The 14018-nt window shown below is 72.3% G+C and carries 10 protein-coding genes and 1 pseudogene; 1 reads left to right on the top strand and 10 read right to left on the bottom strand.

Features of this window, described 5'->3' with window-relative positions:
- Positions 1 to 138: 138 nt before the first annotated feature.
- From MNY62_RS07355 to MNY62_RS07320, 8 genes are all read right to left on the bottom strand, one after another.
- Complete coding sequence (locus MNY62_RS07355) at positions 139 to 1095, bottom strand: hypothetical protein (RefSeq protein ID WP_242343470.1); 957 nt, start codon at positions 1093 to 1095, stop codon at positions 139 to 141.
- The gene (locus MNY62_RS07350; RefSeq protein ID WP_242343469.1) at positions 1044 to 1196 is read right to left on the bottom strand and encodes a hypothetical protein; all 153 of its coding nucleotides are present in this window, start codon (positions 1194 to 1196) and stop codon (positions 1044 to 1046) included. Before MNY62_RS07350 ends, MNY62_RS07355 begins: the two co-directional genes overlap by 52 nt.
- A gap of 486 nt (positions 1197 to 1682) precedes the next feature.
- On the bottom strand, positions 1683 to 2216 hold the full coding sequence (locus MNY62_RS07345; RefSeq protein ID WP_242343468.1) for a hydrogenase maturation protease: 534 nt from the start codon (positions 2214 to 2216) through the stop codon (positions 1683 to 1685).
- A gap of 121 nt (positions 2217 to 2337) precedes the next feature.
- Positions 2338 to 4074: a nickel-dependent hydrogenase large subunit gene (locus tag MNY62_RS07340; RefSeq protein ID WP_242343467.1), complete on the bottom strand. Its 1737-nt coding sequence runs from the start codon at positions 4072 to 4074 to the stop codon at positions 2338 to 2340.
- Between the two features lie 18 nt (positions 4075 to 4092).
- Positions 4093 to 5343: an NrfD/PsrC family molybdoenzyme membrane anchor subunit gene (gene nrfD, locus MNY62_RS07335; protein ID WP_242343466.1), complete on the bottom strand. Its 1251-nt coding sequence runs from the start codon at positions 5341 to 5343 to the stop codon at positions 4093 to 4095.
- Complete coding sequence (gene hybA, locus MNY62_RS07330; RefSeq protein ID WP_242343465.1) at positions 5344 to 6297, bottom strand: hydrogenase 2 operon protein HybA; 954 nt, start codon at positions 6295 to 6297, stop codon at positions 5344 to 5346.
- 7 nt (positions 6298 to 6304) lie between these two features.
- Entirely contained in the window at positions 6305 to 7417 is a 1113-nt protein-coding gene (locus MNY62_RS07325) for a hydrogenase small subunit (RefSeq protein WP_242343464.1), read from the bottom strand.
- A 504-nt stretch (positions 7418 to 7921) separates the two neighbouring features.
- Entirely contained in the window at positions 7922 to 9208 is a 1287-nt protein-coding gene (locus tag MNY62_RS07320) for a DNA recombination protein RmuC (RefSeq protein ID WP_242343463.1), read from the bottom strand.
- A gap of 100 nt (positions 9209 to 9308) precedes the next feature.
- On the opposite strand from MNY62_RS07320, the gene MNY62_RS07315 reads away from it, so the two are divergent.
- Entirely contained in the window at positions 9309 to 10985 is a 1677-nt protein-coding gene (locus MNY62_RS07315; protein WP_242343461.1) for a dipeptidyl-peptidase 3 family protein, read from the top strand.
- 101 nt (positions 10986 to 11086) lie between these two features.
- Here the strand turns inward: MNY62_RS07315 and MNY62_RS07310 are convergent, their stop codons facing one another.
- Together MNY62_RS07310 and MNY62_RS07305 are read right to left on the bottom strand one after the other, a co-directional pair.
- The gene (locus MNY62_RS07310; RefSeq protein WP_242343460.1) at positions 11087 to 13057 is read right to left on the bottom strand and encodes a PAS domain-containing hybrid sensor histidine kinase/response regulator; all 1971 of its coding nucleotides are present in this window, start codon (positions 13055 to 13057) and stop codon (positions 11087 to 11089) included.
- 169 nt (positions 13058 to 13226) lie between these two features.
- A pseudogene (locus MNY62_RS07305) lies at positions 13227 to 14018 on the bottom strand (DUF3857 domain-containing protein); the annotation flags it as partial.

Below are 14018 nucleotides of genomic sequence, written 5' to 3'. Positions count from 1 at the left end.
CGTCGATCAGCCCCTCGGCCGACCAACCGGAGCAGGCTGAGGAGCTCCACCGCCACGGTCCGAATCGGAGCGTACCGCGCGGTCGAGGCCGGCGGCTCATCTAAGGTGACGTCGAGCGGGCGGCGGCGGATTGGTGGGTCACTCGGGCGTGAGGATGAAGTATCCGGTCTCCCCCTGGCCCGTTTGCCCCCCAGTCCCCCAGGCCAGAATCTGGCCATGGGCATTGACCGCTTGTGCGACTACGAGGCGCCAACCAGGAGAAAGGTCCGTGAGGTATTCGAGCGGAACCAACCTATCTTCGGCGACGAAGTAGACGAGAGGGACGTCCCCTCTCCAGTCGCAGAACCCCGGTCCGACCGCGACGGAGCCGGATGGGTCGATCCGGTGCAGCGCCGCCGCGACGCAGCCCTCTGGCGGCTCGACCACGCGCAAGTCACCCGTCTCGAGATTGTAGACGTACGCGGCTCTCGCGAGACCGAAGGAGCGGAGGCCCCCGACGACGATGCCGGTGTCGCTCACATCCGCGGCGTAGGAGGGCTCGTCGATGGGCAGGAGGACCACCGAATCCGGGAGGATCTCCACCGACCACCCCACCGTCGCGCTCCCGATCGCGAGCCCGGCGTCCAGCTCCTGTTTCCCCACGACCCGGCCGGCGCTGTTCACGGCGGAGGCGAAGACGTCGGGCGATCCTCCGCCCCAGATCTTCACCGTCGTGCCGTCGTACACCCAGGGACGGGTGTGCATATCCATCTCCTGGATGGAGCCGACCAGCCAATCGTGGTCGGAGAGGTCGCACACGGGCTTCCCCCCGGACGACCACACCATTCCGTCCTGCCAGAAATCCCCGACAGCCGTCACGATCAACCCGTCGTCGTTCGCGCGGACAGCGCTGACCCCCTCGTTCAGACCGTAGAGACGTTCGAAGGTCCCCTTCGCCGCGTCGAAGCGCACCGGGAACGAGGAACCGGAGGGATAGGGGGAAGCGATCCCGACCGCGTTTCCGTGACCGTCGAGGTCGCTCCGGGCGACTTCGCTGAAGCCCTTCAGCTCGTGTCCGCGTCGAGCCGGAGGGCGCAGCGCGTGGCCTTTTCGCATGGTCCGGCCGCGTGCTCGATGGCCGCGCCCTCGCGCGGGACGATCTCGAGCGTGAGGTCGCTGGGAACCTTCAGCTCGAACGAGCAGGAGCTGCGGCACACCCGGCGTTCTCCGCTCGTGACGACGACGGAGCCAGGCCCCTCTACCGCGATCTCGAGCCGTGCATGCTGCTCTCGGCCACACGCGGCGGCCGCCAGAGCGGCGACCACGACCACGGTGCGTACGCAAACGTTCACGCCTCTTTCCGGGGAACGAAACGAAGACGGGCGTCCTCAACATAGAGCCCGCGTCCGAGGCGGCTAGGCGCGTGCGCCAGACACCCCCTATTCGACCGCACGTCTGGCCCCATGAGGTCAACGCCAGCTCGTGTAAATAGCCCGCTCAGCGCTCGGCGATATCCACGCTCCAGCGCTGACGCGTGCGGAACTCTCGGTCGGGCGGTGGCCGGTCCGGCGGTAGGCCGCCGAGATCGAGCATCCCACGGCACGCGTGCGCGCCTGCGCGCGACGCGCCTTACGAAACTGTGAGAAACGAGGCTTCTCGTACGCCGCGCCAAGCCGCGCGTCGAAACGACCGCCTCGCCCCGCTCAGCCCCGCGGCTTCTCCCACCACAGGTCCGGCTCGGCGGCCGGCACCCGCTCCGTCACCGCCACCCCGAGCGCCGCGAGCTCCTGCGCGACCTGGGCGACGGCGCCTTCGATCGCCGCCCGCACCTCCGGGCTGAGCCCGATCCCGGTCGCGACGCTCGCCGGGACGACGCCGACGAGCTTCACCACCTTCGGCGAGACACCCATGAACTCCGCGTTCATGAGGGCCTCGCGCACGCCCGGCTCGTGGGGGCTCATCGCGAGGACCGGCGCCTTGTGCAGCAGCTCTTCCTTGTCGTACACGCGCCGCGTGCCCGGCGCGGCCTTCGCCTTCACCGCGTCCACGAGGACGAGCGCCTCGAGCCCCGCGATGAACGCGGTGAGGTCGTAGCCTGGGGTGCCGGCGTCCATCACCTGCACGTCGGGCGGCACCGCGTAGCGGGCCTCGAACACCCGGACGACGTGCGGGCCCACGGCGTCGTCGCCGGTGAGCACGTTGCCGATGCCGATGACCGCGATGCGGGGGGTGGACATGAAGCTCCTGCGTCGAAAGAAAATCCCGTCCCGGGAGAGGCCGGGACGGGATCGGTTCTACCATCCACGACGCTCGCGCTTCGACAGGCTCAGCGCGAGCGGTTGACTGGGCGGCCGGTCGCTACAGCACCTTCACCCGCGAGATCTCCTCTCCCTCCGCGTCCACGGTGTGGATGGCGCAGGCGAGGCACGGATCGAACGAGTGGATGGTGCGGAGCGCCTCGAGCGGCAGCTTCGGGTCGGCGATCGGGTTGCCGACGAGCGACTTCTCGTAGGGGCCGAGCTGGTCCTTCGCGTCGCGCGGGCCGGCGTTCCAGGTGGACGGCACGACGGCCTGGTAGTTGGCGAGCTTCATCGTCTTGCCGTCGGACTCGATGACCGACCAGTGCGAGAGCGTGCCGCGGGGCGCCTCGTGGAAGCCGACGCCCTTGTACGTGCCGGGCTTCAGGTTCTTCATCGGGTCGACGAAGACCGCCGTGTCGCCCTTGCCGATGTTCTCGACGAGGAGCTTCCAGTGCTTGAGCGCGAGCTCGCCCATGGTCGCCGCGCGGATCGCGCGGGCGGCGTGGCGGCCGAGCGTCGAGTGGAGGACTGCCGGCGTGAGCTTCACGCCCGCGATCTTGCCGGCGGTGCCGAGGCAGAAGTCCGCCCACTTCTTGATGCTCTCGTGGCCGCCGGCGTAGCCGACGAGCACCTGCGCGAGCGGGCCGACCTGGACCGGCTTGCCCTCGAGGCGCGGGGCCTTCACCCAGGTGTACTTCTCGGGCGCGGGCGTCTCGGCCTTCCACTCACCGGTGTACTTCGGGTTCGTCTGGCCTTCCCACGGCTGGCGGACGGTGTCGCCCTCGTAGTAGGCGCGGGCGATCGACTCGGTGACGTTCTGCTTCAGGTAGTCGTCGTTCCAGCTCGCGACCGGCTTCACGTTCGAGAGGTCGCCGTTCCAGATGACGCCGCCGGGCAGGTCGAACTGCGTCATCTTCGCGTCGGTCGGCATGTCCGGCACGGCGAGGTAGTTCGTCACGCCCGCGCCGTACTTGAGCCAGTCCGGGTAGCTCGCCGCGATGGCGGCGACGTCCGGCAGGTAGACCTGCTGCACGAAGGTGACGACCTCCTCGAGGAGCGTCTTCACCTGGTACAGCTTCTCCATGTTGAGGGCGGCCGCGCTGTCCAGGTTGATCGCGTTGGCGACGCCGCCGACCGCGAGGTTCTGGATGTTGGGCGTCTTCGAGCCCAGGATCGCGACGACCTGGTTCGCCTTGCGCTGCACGTCGAGCGCCTGCAGGTAGTGCGCGACGGCGAGCAGGTTCACCTCCGGCGGGAGCTTCATCGCCGGGTGGCCCCAGTAGCCGTTGGTGAAGATGCCGAGCTGGCCGGCCGCGACGAAGCCCGCCACGTTCTCCTTCACCGCCTTGAGGGCGTGCTTGGAGTTGCCCGCCCACTGGAGGCCGAGCGAGTCGGCGAGGTTCGCCGCCTTCTCCGGATCCGCCTTCAGCGCGGCGACCACGTCGACCCAGTCGAGCGCGGAGAGCGCGTAGAAGTGGACGATGTGATCGTGGAGCGCGTGCGCGCTCATGATCACGTTGCGGATGAGCTGGGCGTTGAGCGGGATCTCGAGGCCGAGCGCGTTCTCGACGCTGCGCACCGAGGCGATGGCGTGCACGGTGGTGCACACGCCGCAGATGCGCTGCGTGAACACCCAGGCGTCGCGCGGATCGCGGCCCTGGAGGATGGTCTCGATGCCGCGCCACATGGTCCCGGAGGACCAGGCGTTCTTGACCGCCCCGCCGTCCACCTCGACGTCGATGCGGAGGTGACCCTCGATCCGAGTGACGGGGTCGATGGTGATGAGCTTACCCATGGACGTTCACCTCTCTGACTAGCGGCTGGCCACGGCCTTCGCGGGGCCGCTGCCGACGGTGGTGTGCGCGCGGACGTCCTCGACGACCACGACGGGGAACTTGCGGGAGATGAAGATGAACAGCGCGACGCCGATGGCCGCCATGCCGACCGTGACGATCGTCTCGCCCAGCGACGGCCAGTAGTTCCAGCCGGCGGCGATGGGCTTGCCGTCCGCGGTCCAGCCCGCCGGGCGGTACATGGTGAGGTAGGCGTCGACGCGGTACGCGGCGCCCGCCGCGACGGCGAGCAGCGCCGCCCCGAACATCCGGCCCTTGTTCCGCTGCACCCGCGGCGAGAGGAACATGAGCGCCGGGGCGAGGAAGAGCGCGAGCTCGGCCACGAACAGGAACGTGGGGAAGTCGAGCGCGAGGAAGCGGAGCTTGCCGCTCCACGCGACGTCCGCGACGCGGAGCACCACGTAGAAGAGCAGCATGCCCGCGTTCACCTTGGACATGTCCGCGAACAGCTTCGGGTCGTGCTTCGCGTTCCAGGTGAGGTTCAGGATCGTGACGAGCGCCACGACCGCGCCGAACCCCATCGACAGGCAGGAGACGAGGAACAGCGTGGGCAGGAGCGCCGTGTGCCAGAGCGGGTGGATCTTGGGGCCGGCGATGAGCATCAGGCCGCCGAGGGAGCTCTGGTGCATGGTGGGGAGCAGGATCGCGAGCGCGATGATGTACGGCATCGCCTTCGCGAGGCGCGGGCCCCAGGTCTTGCCGATCGCCGACCAGCGCGGCGAGCGGCTCGCGGCGGCGCCGTCGAGGACCGACGGCAGCACCTCGATCCACAGCACGCTCACGTAGACGATGACGCAGATGGCGACCTCGAGCAGCGCGGAGCTGAGGTTCCACCACGGGACCCACGGCAAGAGGTACGAGTTCCAGTACCGGCCCAGCGCGATCATGATCGAGCTGCCGCCGAGGGTGTAGGCGATGGCGCCGACGAGCACCGCCGGCCGCACGAGGCCGTGGTACTGGCCCTTGTTGAGGAGGTAGCAGAGCAGGCCGACCGAGTACGCGCCCGCCCCGATGCCGGTGAAGACGACGACGTTGACCGGCTCCCAGATGCCCCAGGTGAAGCCGTCCGTCATGTTCGACACCGGCCCGACGCCGGCGAAGAAGCGGTAGGCCATCACCACGGCGGCGACGCCGAACAGCGCGAGCAGCATCAGCATCGAGCGGTCGAGCAGGCTCCCGCCGATGGCCTTCGGATGATCGTGGGCGCTCATCTACTTGCCCTCCTCGCGGTGCTCGGCCGCCTCTTCCTTCTTCCGGCTGCGCGCGATGAGCGCGGCCATGCCGAGGTACAGCGCGACCGGCGTGACGCCGTGCAGGTACGGCGCGTGGGAGACGCTCTCCGAGAACGAGGCCTGCGAGCGGTCCGGCAGCTCGGGCAGCCCGAGCTGCGTGAACGAGACGCCCGCGGGGGCGAGGTACAGCACCTGGGTGCCGCCGCCCTCCTTCTCGCCGTAGACGTGCTGCTGGTAGCGCGTGGGCGCGGCGGCGATGCGCCGCTTCGCCTCGGCGAGCAGCTCCTCGCGCCGGCCGTAGACGACCGCCTCGCGTGGGCAGACCTCGCAGCAGGCGGGGTTCGCGATGGAGAGGAGCCCCTCCTGCTTCGGGTCGGCGCGGTGCCGGCACAGCTCGCACTTCACGATGAGCGGGAAGGCGTCGAACCACTCGAACTTCGGCACGTTGAACGCGCAGCCGATCTGGCAGTAGCGGCACCCGACGCAGGTGTTCTTGTCGTAGACGACGATGCCGGTCCCGGCGCGCTCGCCGGGGATCTTCTTCTTCCCCTCGCCCTCCTTGTGGAGGGCGCCCATCATGCAGACCGACACGCACGACGGGTCGACGCAGTGCATGCACTGCTGCTTCATGTAGGTCGGGCCGTTCGCGCCCTCGACCGCCTTGATGACGTTCTTCGTCGTGCTGTTGAGATCGCGGGGCGCGTCGTACTGCCCGCCGGTCTCGCCGGTCTCGAGGTCCACCGGCAGCTTGTTGGCGCGCTTGCACGCGGTCTGGCAGGCGCGGCAGCCGACGCACTGGGTGGCGTCGAAGAGCATTCCCACCGCCTCGGGGCGCGGCTCGACGGCTTCTCGAGCGGACGCGGTCCCGGCGAGCGCGGTGGTCGCCCCCGCAACGGCCGCTCCCTTGAGCAGGTCTCGTCGTGAGATGCGCATAGGGGCGTTACTCCTTCCGCTCGCTCTTCTCGGACTCGGCGCTGATCTTCCGCGTCGCGACCACGCCCGCGCCGACGATGGCGCCGATCACGGCGCCGCCGACGCCGACCGCGAGCGCGCTCTTGCCGAGCACCGTGTGGTCGGGGTGGACGGCGGGGTAGGCCATCGGGGCGGTCGGGTTCTGGATGGGCAGGTTCGTGTAGATCGGCACGTTGAAGCCGATGCCCTGCTCGGTGCAGCCGACGCACGGGTGGCCGATGCCGACGGGCCACGCGCCGGGGACCTCGCAGAAGTCGAGCAGCGAGCAGTTGGCGTGGGTCTGGGGGCCCTTGCAGCCGAGCTTGTAGAGGCAGTAGCCGTTGCGGTGCCCTTCGTCCCCGAACGCCTGCGCGAACCGGCCGGCGTCGAAGTGCGGGCGGCGCTGGCAGTCCTCGTGGATGACGCGGCCGTAGGCGAACTTCGGGCGGCCGAGGTCGTCGAGCGCGGGGAGCGTGCCGAAGGTCGCGTACTGCAGCACGGTGCCGAGCAGGTTGTAGGGGTTCGCCGGGCAGCCGGGCAGCGTGACGACCGTCTTGCCCTTCAGGATCTGCGGGGCGCCGGTCGCGCCCGTCGGGTTCGGCGCCGCGGAGGGCACGCCGCCCCAGGACGCGCAGGAGCCGATGGCGATGATCGCCCCGGCCTTGGCGGCGACCGCGTTGAGCGTGTCGATCGCCTTCTTGCCGCCTACCTGGCAGTAGATGCCGCCGTCCTTCTCCGGGATGGCGCCCTCGACCACGAGGACGAACTTGCCCTCGTTCTCGTGCAGCGCCTTCTCGAGCGCCTCCTCGATCTGGCGGCCGGCCGCCGCGAACAAGGTCTCGTGATAGTCGACCGAGACGAGGTCGAGGATGAGCGAGCCGACGTCCGGGTGGCTCGTGCGGAGCAGCGACTCGGTGCAGCCGGTGCACTCCTGGAAGTGGAGCCAGATGACCGAGGGCTTTTTCCCCTTGGCCACGTTCTCCGCCATCTTCTCGCCGGCCCAGGCCGGGAGGCCCACGGCCGCCGCCGCGGTGGTGCAGACCTTGATGAAGTCACGGCGGGAGACGCCCTTGGTCTCCAGGCCGAGCACTTCGGAGTCCATATCGTTCATTCCGTCCTCCGGGTGCCGCGGAGACTACTGTCCCGACCTCAAATTGCAACCTGCTAAAATTCCGGCGCTTTTCCGATTTTCACCCAACGAAATCTTTGCGGGCCGATCGTGCGGCAATCGGTCGCCGCGCGGTATCGGCGCACCCGTCCGTCGAGCGTCGCAATTGACGGACGTCACGCCCCACCCCGGTCAAACCCGAAAACCGCCCCGCGAAATGGCCTTTGTGGACTCCGCGAGGCAACATTGACGGGACCGCTCCACGTTAAAATTGCGCGGGCGATTTTGGGTCGAAAACCGCGGAAGGCGCGGCGGATCAGCCGGATCGCGCCGTCGGACCCGGCCCTCGCCGCCCTCGGCGCGTAGTCGGTAGAGCCGGTCGATGACGGAAAGTGAATGGTTCAGCCCGCTCACCGACCGTGCGGGCGCGACGAAAAGTGAAAAGGGCCCCCGCCCTCGGGAGGCGTGCCGGGGCTGCGAGCGGGTGGAGGAGGACCGTCAGCGGCCCGCGGCCGGGTCGGCGAGCTCCGGGGCGACGACCGCCCGCGGGGCGATCTCGATCGCGGCGAGCGCCTCGAGCTCCGCGTCGGCGGGTGCGGCCGAGAGCGCCTCGAAGCGCCGCGCCGCCGGGAGCACCCGCGCCTCGAGGGAGCCGATCGCCCGGTTGTACGCCTCGACGGTGCCGCCGAGCGCGCGCCCGAGCCGGGCGAAGTGCCCGCCGAGGTCGGCGATCCGCTTGTACAGCTCCCGGCCGAGCGCCGCGACCGCCTCGGCGTTCTCGGCGACCTCGGCCTGGCGCCAGCCGTGCGCCACCGCCTTGAGGAGGGCGATGAGCGTGGTCGGCGTCGCCACGATCACCTGCCGCTCCACGCTCGCCTCGAGGAGCGTGGGGTCGGCCTCCAGCGCCGCCGCGTAGAAGCTCTCGCCCGGGAGGAACAGCACCGCGAACTCCGGCGCGGGGCGGAGCCGCTCCCAGTACGCCTTGCGCCCGAGCTGCTGCACGTGCTCGCGGAGCTGCCGCGCGTGATCGGCGAGGTGCGCCCGCCTCGACCCCTCGTCCTTCGCCTCGATGGCCTCGAGGTACGCCGCGAGCGGCGCCTTTGCGTCGACGACGACGTTCCGTCCGCCGGGGAGGTGCACGACGAGGTCGGGGCGGAGCCGGCCCTCGTCGCCGTCCACGGTGGCCTGCTCCTCGAAGTCACAGCGGTCGAGCATGCCCGCGAGCTCGACCACGCGGCGGAGCTGCAGCTCGCCCCAGCGCCCGCGGGCCTGCGGCGCCCGGAGCGCCTTCACGAGGTTCGCCGCCTCGCCGCGGACCTGCGCCTGCGCCTCCGCCACCTGCCGGAGCTGCTCCGTGAGCGCGCCATAGGCGCCCTCGCGCGCCCGCTCCATCCCGCGCAGCTCGCCGTCGAGCTTGCCGAGCGCCTCGCGGACGGGGGCGACGAGCGCCGCGATCGCCTCCTCGCGCCGGGCGAGGTCGCCGTCCGCCGCCGCGCGCTCGCGGCCGAGGGCGGCGCGCGCGAGCTCGAGGAAGGAGGCGCTGGAGGCGCGGAGCGCGTCGGCGGAGAGCGCCTTGAAGGCGTCGGAGAGGCGCGCGCGCGCGTCCTCCACGAGGGCGCGCTTCTCCTCGGCCCCGGCCCGCTCGGCGGAGAGCGTCGCCTCGAGCTCGGCGATGCGCACCGCCCGCTCGGCGGCGCGCCGCGCCTCGCCGCTCCGCGCGAAGAAGCCCAGGGCGGCGCCGAGCGCGACGCCGAGTGCGAGGAGGAGGAGCCCCGTCGAGTCCATGTGGGAGAGCCTACTCCCGCGGTCTGTCCGCCCCGTTCGCCTGCGCGGCGCGGGCCCTCGCCCCGGTGTAAAAGGACCGGACCCCGTGGAGGACCCCTCGATGAACATCGCCGCCCGATCCCTCGCCGCCGCACTCTCCGTCGCCGCGCTCCCAGCCGCCGCCGCGCCCCGGAAGCTCCCCGACGCCGCCGCCCTCCGCCGCGCCGACGCGCGCTACGCGCCGGTGGACCTGCGCCTCGATCTGTCCCGGCTCCCCGAGGGCGAGCAGCGCGCGCTCGCGCGCCTCGTCGAGGCGGCGCGGGTGATGGACGCGCTCTTCCTGCGCCAGGTCTGGGCCGGGAACGAGCCGCTCCTCCTCTCGCTCGCCGAGGACCGCTCGCCGCTCGGCGCGGCGCGGCTCGCCGCGTTCCTCCGAAACAAGGGGCCGTGGGACCGGCTCGATCACGGCGAGCCGGCGTTCCTGCCCGGCGTGCCGGAGAAGCCGGCCCAGGCGAACTTCTACCCGGCCGGCGCGTCGAAGGAGGACGTGGAGCGCTGGCTCGCCGGGCTCGCGCCGGAGGCGAAGGCGGCGGCGACCGGGTTCTTCACGACCGTGCGCCGCGCGCCGGACGGCGGCCTCGTCGCGGTCCCGTACGCGCTCGAGTACCAGGGCGAGCTCGCCCGCGCGGCGGAGCTCCTCCGCGAGGCGGCGGCGGCCACCGCGGACGCGGGTCTGCGCAAGTTCCTCGAGGCGCGCGCCCAGGCCTTCGTCTCGAACGACTACTACGCCTCCGACGTCGCCTGGATGCAGCTCGACTCCTCGGTGGACCCGACCATCGGGCCGTACGAGGTCTACGAGGACGGCTGGTTCAACGCGAAGGCGGCGTTCGAGGCGTTCATCGGCGTCCGCGACGACGCCGAGACCGCCAAGCTCCAGCGCTTCGCGGCGGAGCTCCAGGGCATCGAGGACGTGCTCCCCATCGACGCGGCGATGAGGAACCCGAAGCTCGGGGCCATGGCGCCCATCCGCGTGGTGAACGAGGTGTTCGCGGCGGGCGACGCGATGCACGGCGTGCAGACCGCCGCCTACAACCTGCCGAACGACGAGCGCATCGTCCGCGAGATGGGCTCGAAGCGCGTCATGCTGAAGAACGTGCAGGAGGCGAAGTTCGAGAAGGTGCTCGTGCCCATCGCGGGCGTCGCGCTCTCGAAGGCGGACCGCGGCGCCATCGCGTTCGATCCCTTCTTCACCCACATCCTCATGCACGAGCTCCTGCACGGGCTCGGGCCGCACGAGATCACGGTCGCCGGCCGCAAGACCACGGTCCGCGCCGAGCTCGGCGACACCTACAGCGCCCTCGAGGAGGCGAAGGCCGACGTGGCGGGCCTCTTCGCGCTCCGGAAGCTCCTCGACGAGGGGAAGCTCGATCGCGCCATGGAGCGGACGCTCTATCCGACCTTCCTCGCCTCCGCCTTCCGCTCCATCCGCTTCGGCCTCGGGGAGGCGCACGGGCGCGGCATGGCGCTCCAGCTCAACTGGCTCCTCGACGCGCGCGCGATCGTCCCGCGCCCGGACGGCACCTTCGCCATCGACGGCGCGCGGATGAAGGAGGCGGTCGTCTCGCTCACCCGCGAGATCATGACCATCCAGGGGAAGGGCGACCGGGCCGCGGCGAAGGCCCTCCTCGAGCGGATGGCCGTGGTGCGGCCGGAGGTGAAGCGCGTCCTCGACCGGCTCTCCCGGATCCCGGTCGACATCGCCCCGCGGTTCGTGACCGCCGAGGAGCTCGGCGGGTAGCACGGGGCTGCGCCCCACCCCGCCTGCCGGTCCCGTGCGCCACCGCGGGCGGCTTCGCCGCGAACGCGGTGGCGTCCCGGCGGACTCGCTTCGCTCGTCGTCTAACCAGCGCGGAGCGGGGCGGGGGCGCGCGCGAGGGCCGCCTCGATCGCGCCGAGCGGCGGGGGCTTCGCGAGGTGCTCGTCGAAGCCCGCCTCTGCGGCGCGGCGGAGGTCGTCCGGCAGCGCGTAGCCGGTGAGCGCCACGAGGTAGGCGCCGCGCGTCGCCGGATCGGCGCGGCACGCGCGCGCCACGCCGTAGCCGTCGAGCTTCGGCAGCCCGATGTCGCAGAAGACGACGTCCGGGCGGAGGGCGCGCGCGGCCTCGACCGCGGCCTCCCCGTCGTGCGCCACGGCGACCTCGTGCCCGGCGAGGACGAGCAGGTCGCGCAGGGTCTCGGCCGCGTCCTCGTTGTCGTCGACGACGAGGACGCGCCGCCGCGCCCCCGCGGCCGGGGTGGCGGGGACGGGCGCGCGCTCCGCCGCGGTGGCCGCCACCGGGAGGCGGACCACGAACTCGGCGCCCGCCCCGAGGCCCTCGCTGTGCGCGTAGACCTGGCCGCCGTGGAGCTCCGCGAGGCGCCGGACGAGCGCGAGCCCGAGCCCGAGGCCGCCCCGGCTGCGCTCGAGGCTCACCTCCGCCTGGGCGAACGGCTCGAACAGGCGCTCGAGCATCTCCGCCTCCATGCCGATGCCGGTGTCGCGCACGCGGAGGAGCGCGTCCGCGCCCAGCGCGAAGAGCTCGAGCAGCACGTGTCCGCCGGGAGGGGTGAACTTGGCGGCGTTCTGGAGGAGGTTGCCGACGATCTGCGTGAGCCGGGTCGCGTCGCCCGAGACCGGCACGGGGGCGGCGGGGACGTGCACGTCGAGCGCGACGCCCGCCTCCGCGAAGAGCGAGCGGTGGTCGTCGGCTGCGCGCCGAACGACCTCGCCGAGCGACACCGGCGCCTTGCGGAGCTGGATCTTGCCGCGCGAGATGCGGGTGAGGTCGAGCAGGTCGTCGACCAGCCGCGACAGGTGCGCGAGCTGCCGCTGCAGGACCGCCCGGGCGCGCCGCGCGGGCTCCCCGGCGGGATCGGCCCGGTCGAGCACGTCGAGCGCGTTCCGCATCGGCGCGAGCGGGTTCCGCAGCTCGTGCGAGAGCACGGCCAGGAACTGGTCCTTGCGGCGGTCGGCGGCGACGAGGGCCTGCTCGGCGTGCTTGCGCTCGGTGACGTCGAGCGCGATCCCGCGGACGCGCACGGCCGCCCCGGAGGCGTCGTACTCGGCGCGGCCGATCTCCCAGAGCCAGCGCTCGCCGAGCGCGGGGTGCTGGATGCGGAACTCGGCGCTGTACTCCTCGCCGTGCTTCACCGCCTGGGAGAGCGCGGCCGCGGCGGCCGCGGCGTCCTCGGGCACCATCCGCCGCTGCCAGGCCGCGATGTCGGGCCCGCGCGCCGCGAGCGCCGTGCCGAACAGGCCGTGGCACTCCGGGGACATCCACGCCGTCCCCGCGATGAGGTCGAGCTCCCAGACACCCGCGTGGGCCGCGCGCTGCGCGAGCCGGAGGAGCGCCTCGCTCGCGCGCAGGTCCTCCTCGATGCGCCGGCGCGCGGTGATGTCGTGGACGGTCGCGACGGTGCGGAACGGCCGCTCCTCCGCGTCCCGCAGCACGGACCCGGTCACCACCACCCACGCGGTCTGGCCGTCCTTGCGGAGGTAGCGCTTCTCGATGGTCCAGCCGTCGGTCTCGCCCCGCAGCGCCGCCGCGATGGCGGCCGCGTCCCGGGCGCGGTCGGCCGGGTGCGTGAGCTCGGCGATGTCGCGCGCGAGCAGCTCCTCGACGGAGTAGCCCGTGATCTCGCAAAACCGGCGGTTCACGCGGATGAAGCGGTTCCGCGCGGGGTCCCCCATGGCCTTGCCACTGCCGGCGAGGTCGAAGATGGCGCGGAACTCGCGCTCGCTGGGTGCGTCCTCGGAGGGTGCGCCTTCGTCGAGCGGCTCGGGGGGAGAGGTGTTCCCGGCGGTGGCTTCCAGCGGCGAGCGCCTCGGCACGATGACTCCGGTGCGGGTAGTTCGGGAGCGCGGATGTTAACGCGCGCGACGCGGCGCGATATACGCGGCTGCGCGGCCCCGTTGGGCCCGCTTCGCCGCGACGCACGCATTCGGGGCGCGCGGACCTCCCTCCGATCGAACCGCGCGCCCCGCCCGGCGCCTCCGTGCGTCAGCGCTTCCGCGACCCGCGGTCGCTGCCTGCCGGCGCTGCGGCGTCGCTCGCCGGGGCGCGTCCACCGCCGAGGAGCGCGAGGCGACGCCGTGCGAGGACGTTCGCACCCGAGGGGTCCTCGGCGCCGTCGACGAGGTCCGGCTTCACGCGCCCGTACGCGGCGCGCGCCGCCTCGGGGAGCGCGAAGCCCTCCGCGATGCGACCGGCCACGAACCAGTCCGCGCTCTCGAGCGGGCGCCCGTCGTCGAGGGAGCGGAGGAAGACGCTGCGCGCCTCCGCGGGACGGCCGAGCTCGGCGTACACGGCCGCGAGGGTGTTCAGCGCGGCGTGATCGCCCGGGGCGGCCTCGACCGCGCGGCGCGCCCAGCCGAGCGCCTCGGCCGAAGCGCCGCCGCGGAACAGCTCGAGCCAGGCGCCGTCGTTGTAGACGGCGGCGCTCGCGCGCCCCGTCTCGACGAGCCGGCGGAACCCGCGCGCGGCGCCGTCGCGATCGCCGAGGAGGAGGCGCGAGCTCGAGGCGAGCCCGAGCACCTCCGGGTCGTCCGGGAGCCGCGCGAGGATCGCGTCGGCGGCGCGGGAGAGGTCCGCGCCGCGCCCGAGCCGCCGGAGCGCCCAGGCCTTCGCCGCGAACGCCTCGCGCGAGGCGGGATCCTCGGCGAGCAGCGCGTCGGCGGTCGCGAGCACCGCCTCCGCCCGGTCGCCGCTGCGGTGCGCCTGCGCGAGCGCGAGGAGCGCCGCCCGGCGCACCGCGGGTTCGCGGCTGTCGCGCCCGGCGGCGAGGATCTCGAC

Origin of the sequence: Anaeromyxobacter terrae (assembly GCF_022690685.1) — a bacterium.
In the GTDB taxonomy this organism is placed as follows: Bacteria; Myxococcota; Myxococcia; order Myxococcales; family Anaeromyxobacteraceae; genus Anaeromyxobacter; species Anaeromyxobacter terrae.
This window is presented reverse-complemented; position numbering and strand designations above follow the sequence as displayed.

Bases quoted from the DNA above. Each gene is read 5' to 3' on its own strand.
- MNY62_RS07355 (WP_242343470.1), bottom strand. From the start codon at position 1,095: ATGCGAAAAGGCCACGCGCTGCGCCCTCCGGCTCGACGCGGACACGAG.
- MNY62_RS07345 (WP_242343468.1), bottom strand. From the start codon at position 2,216: ATGTCCACCCCCCGCATCGCGGTCATCGGCATCGGCAACGTGCTCACC.
- MNY62_RS07340 (WP_242343467.1), bottom strand. From the start codon at position 4,074: ATGGGTAAGCTCATCACCATCGACCCCGTCACTCGGATCGAGGGTCAC.
- nrfD (WP_242343466.1), bottom strand. From the start codon at position 5,343: ATGAGCGCCCACGATCATCCGAAGGCCATCGGCGGGAGCCTGCTCGAC.
- hybA (WP_242343465.1), bottom strand. From the start codon at position 6,297: ATGCGCATCTCACGACGAGACCTGCTCAAGGGAGCGGCCGTTGCGGGG.
- MNY62_RS07325 (WP_242343464.1), bottom strand. From the start codon at position 7,417: ATGGACTCCGAAGTGCTCGGCCTGGAGACCAAGGGCGTCTCCCGCCGT.
- MNY62_RS07320 (WP_242343463.1), bottom strand. From the start codon at position 9,208: ATGGACTCGACGGGGCTCCTCCTCCTCGCACTCGGCGTCGCGCTCGGC.
- MNY62_RS07315 (WP_242343461.1), top strand. From the start codon at position 9,309: ATGAACATCGCCGCCCGATCCCTCGCCGCCGCACTCTCCGTCGCCGCG.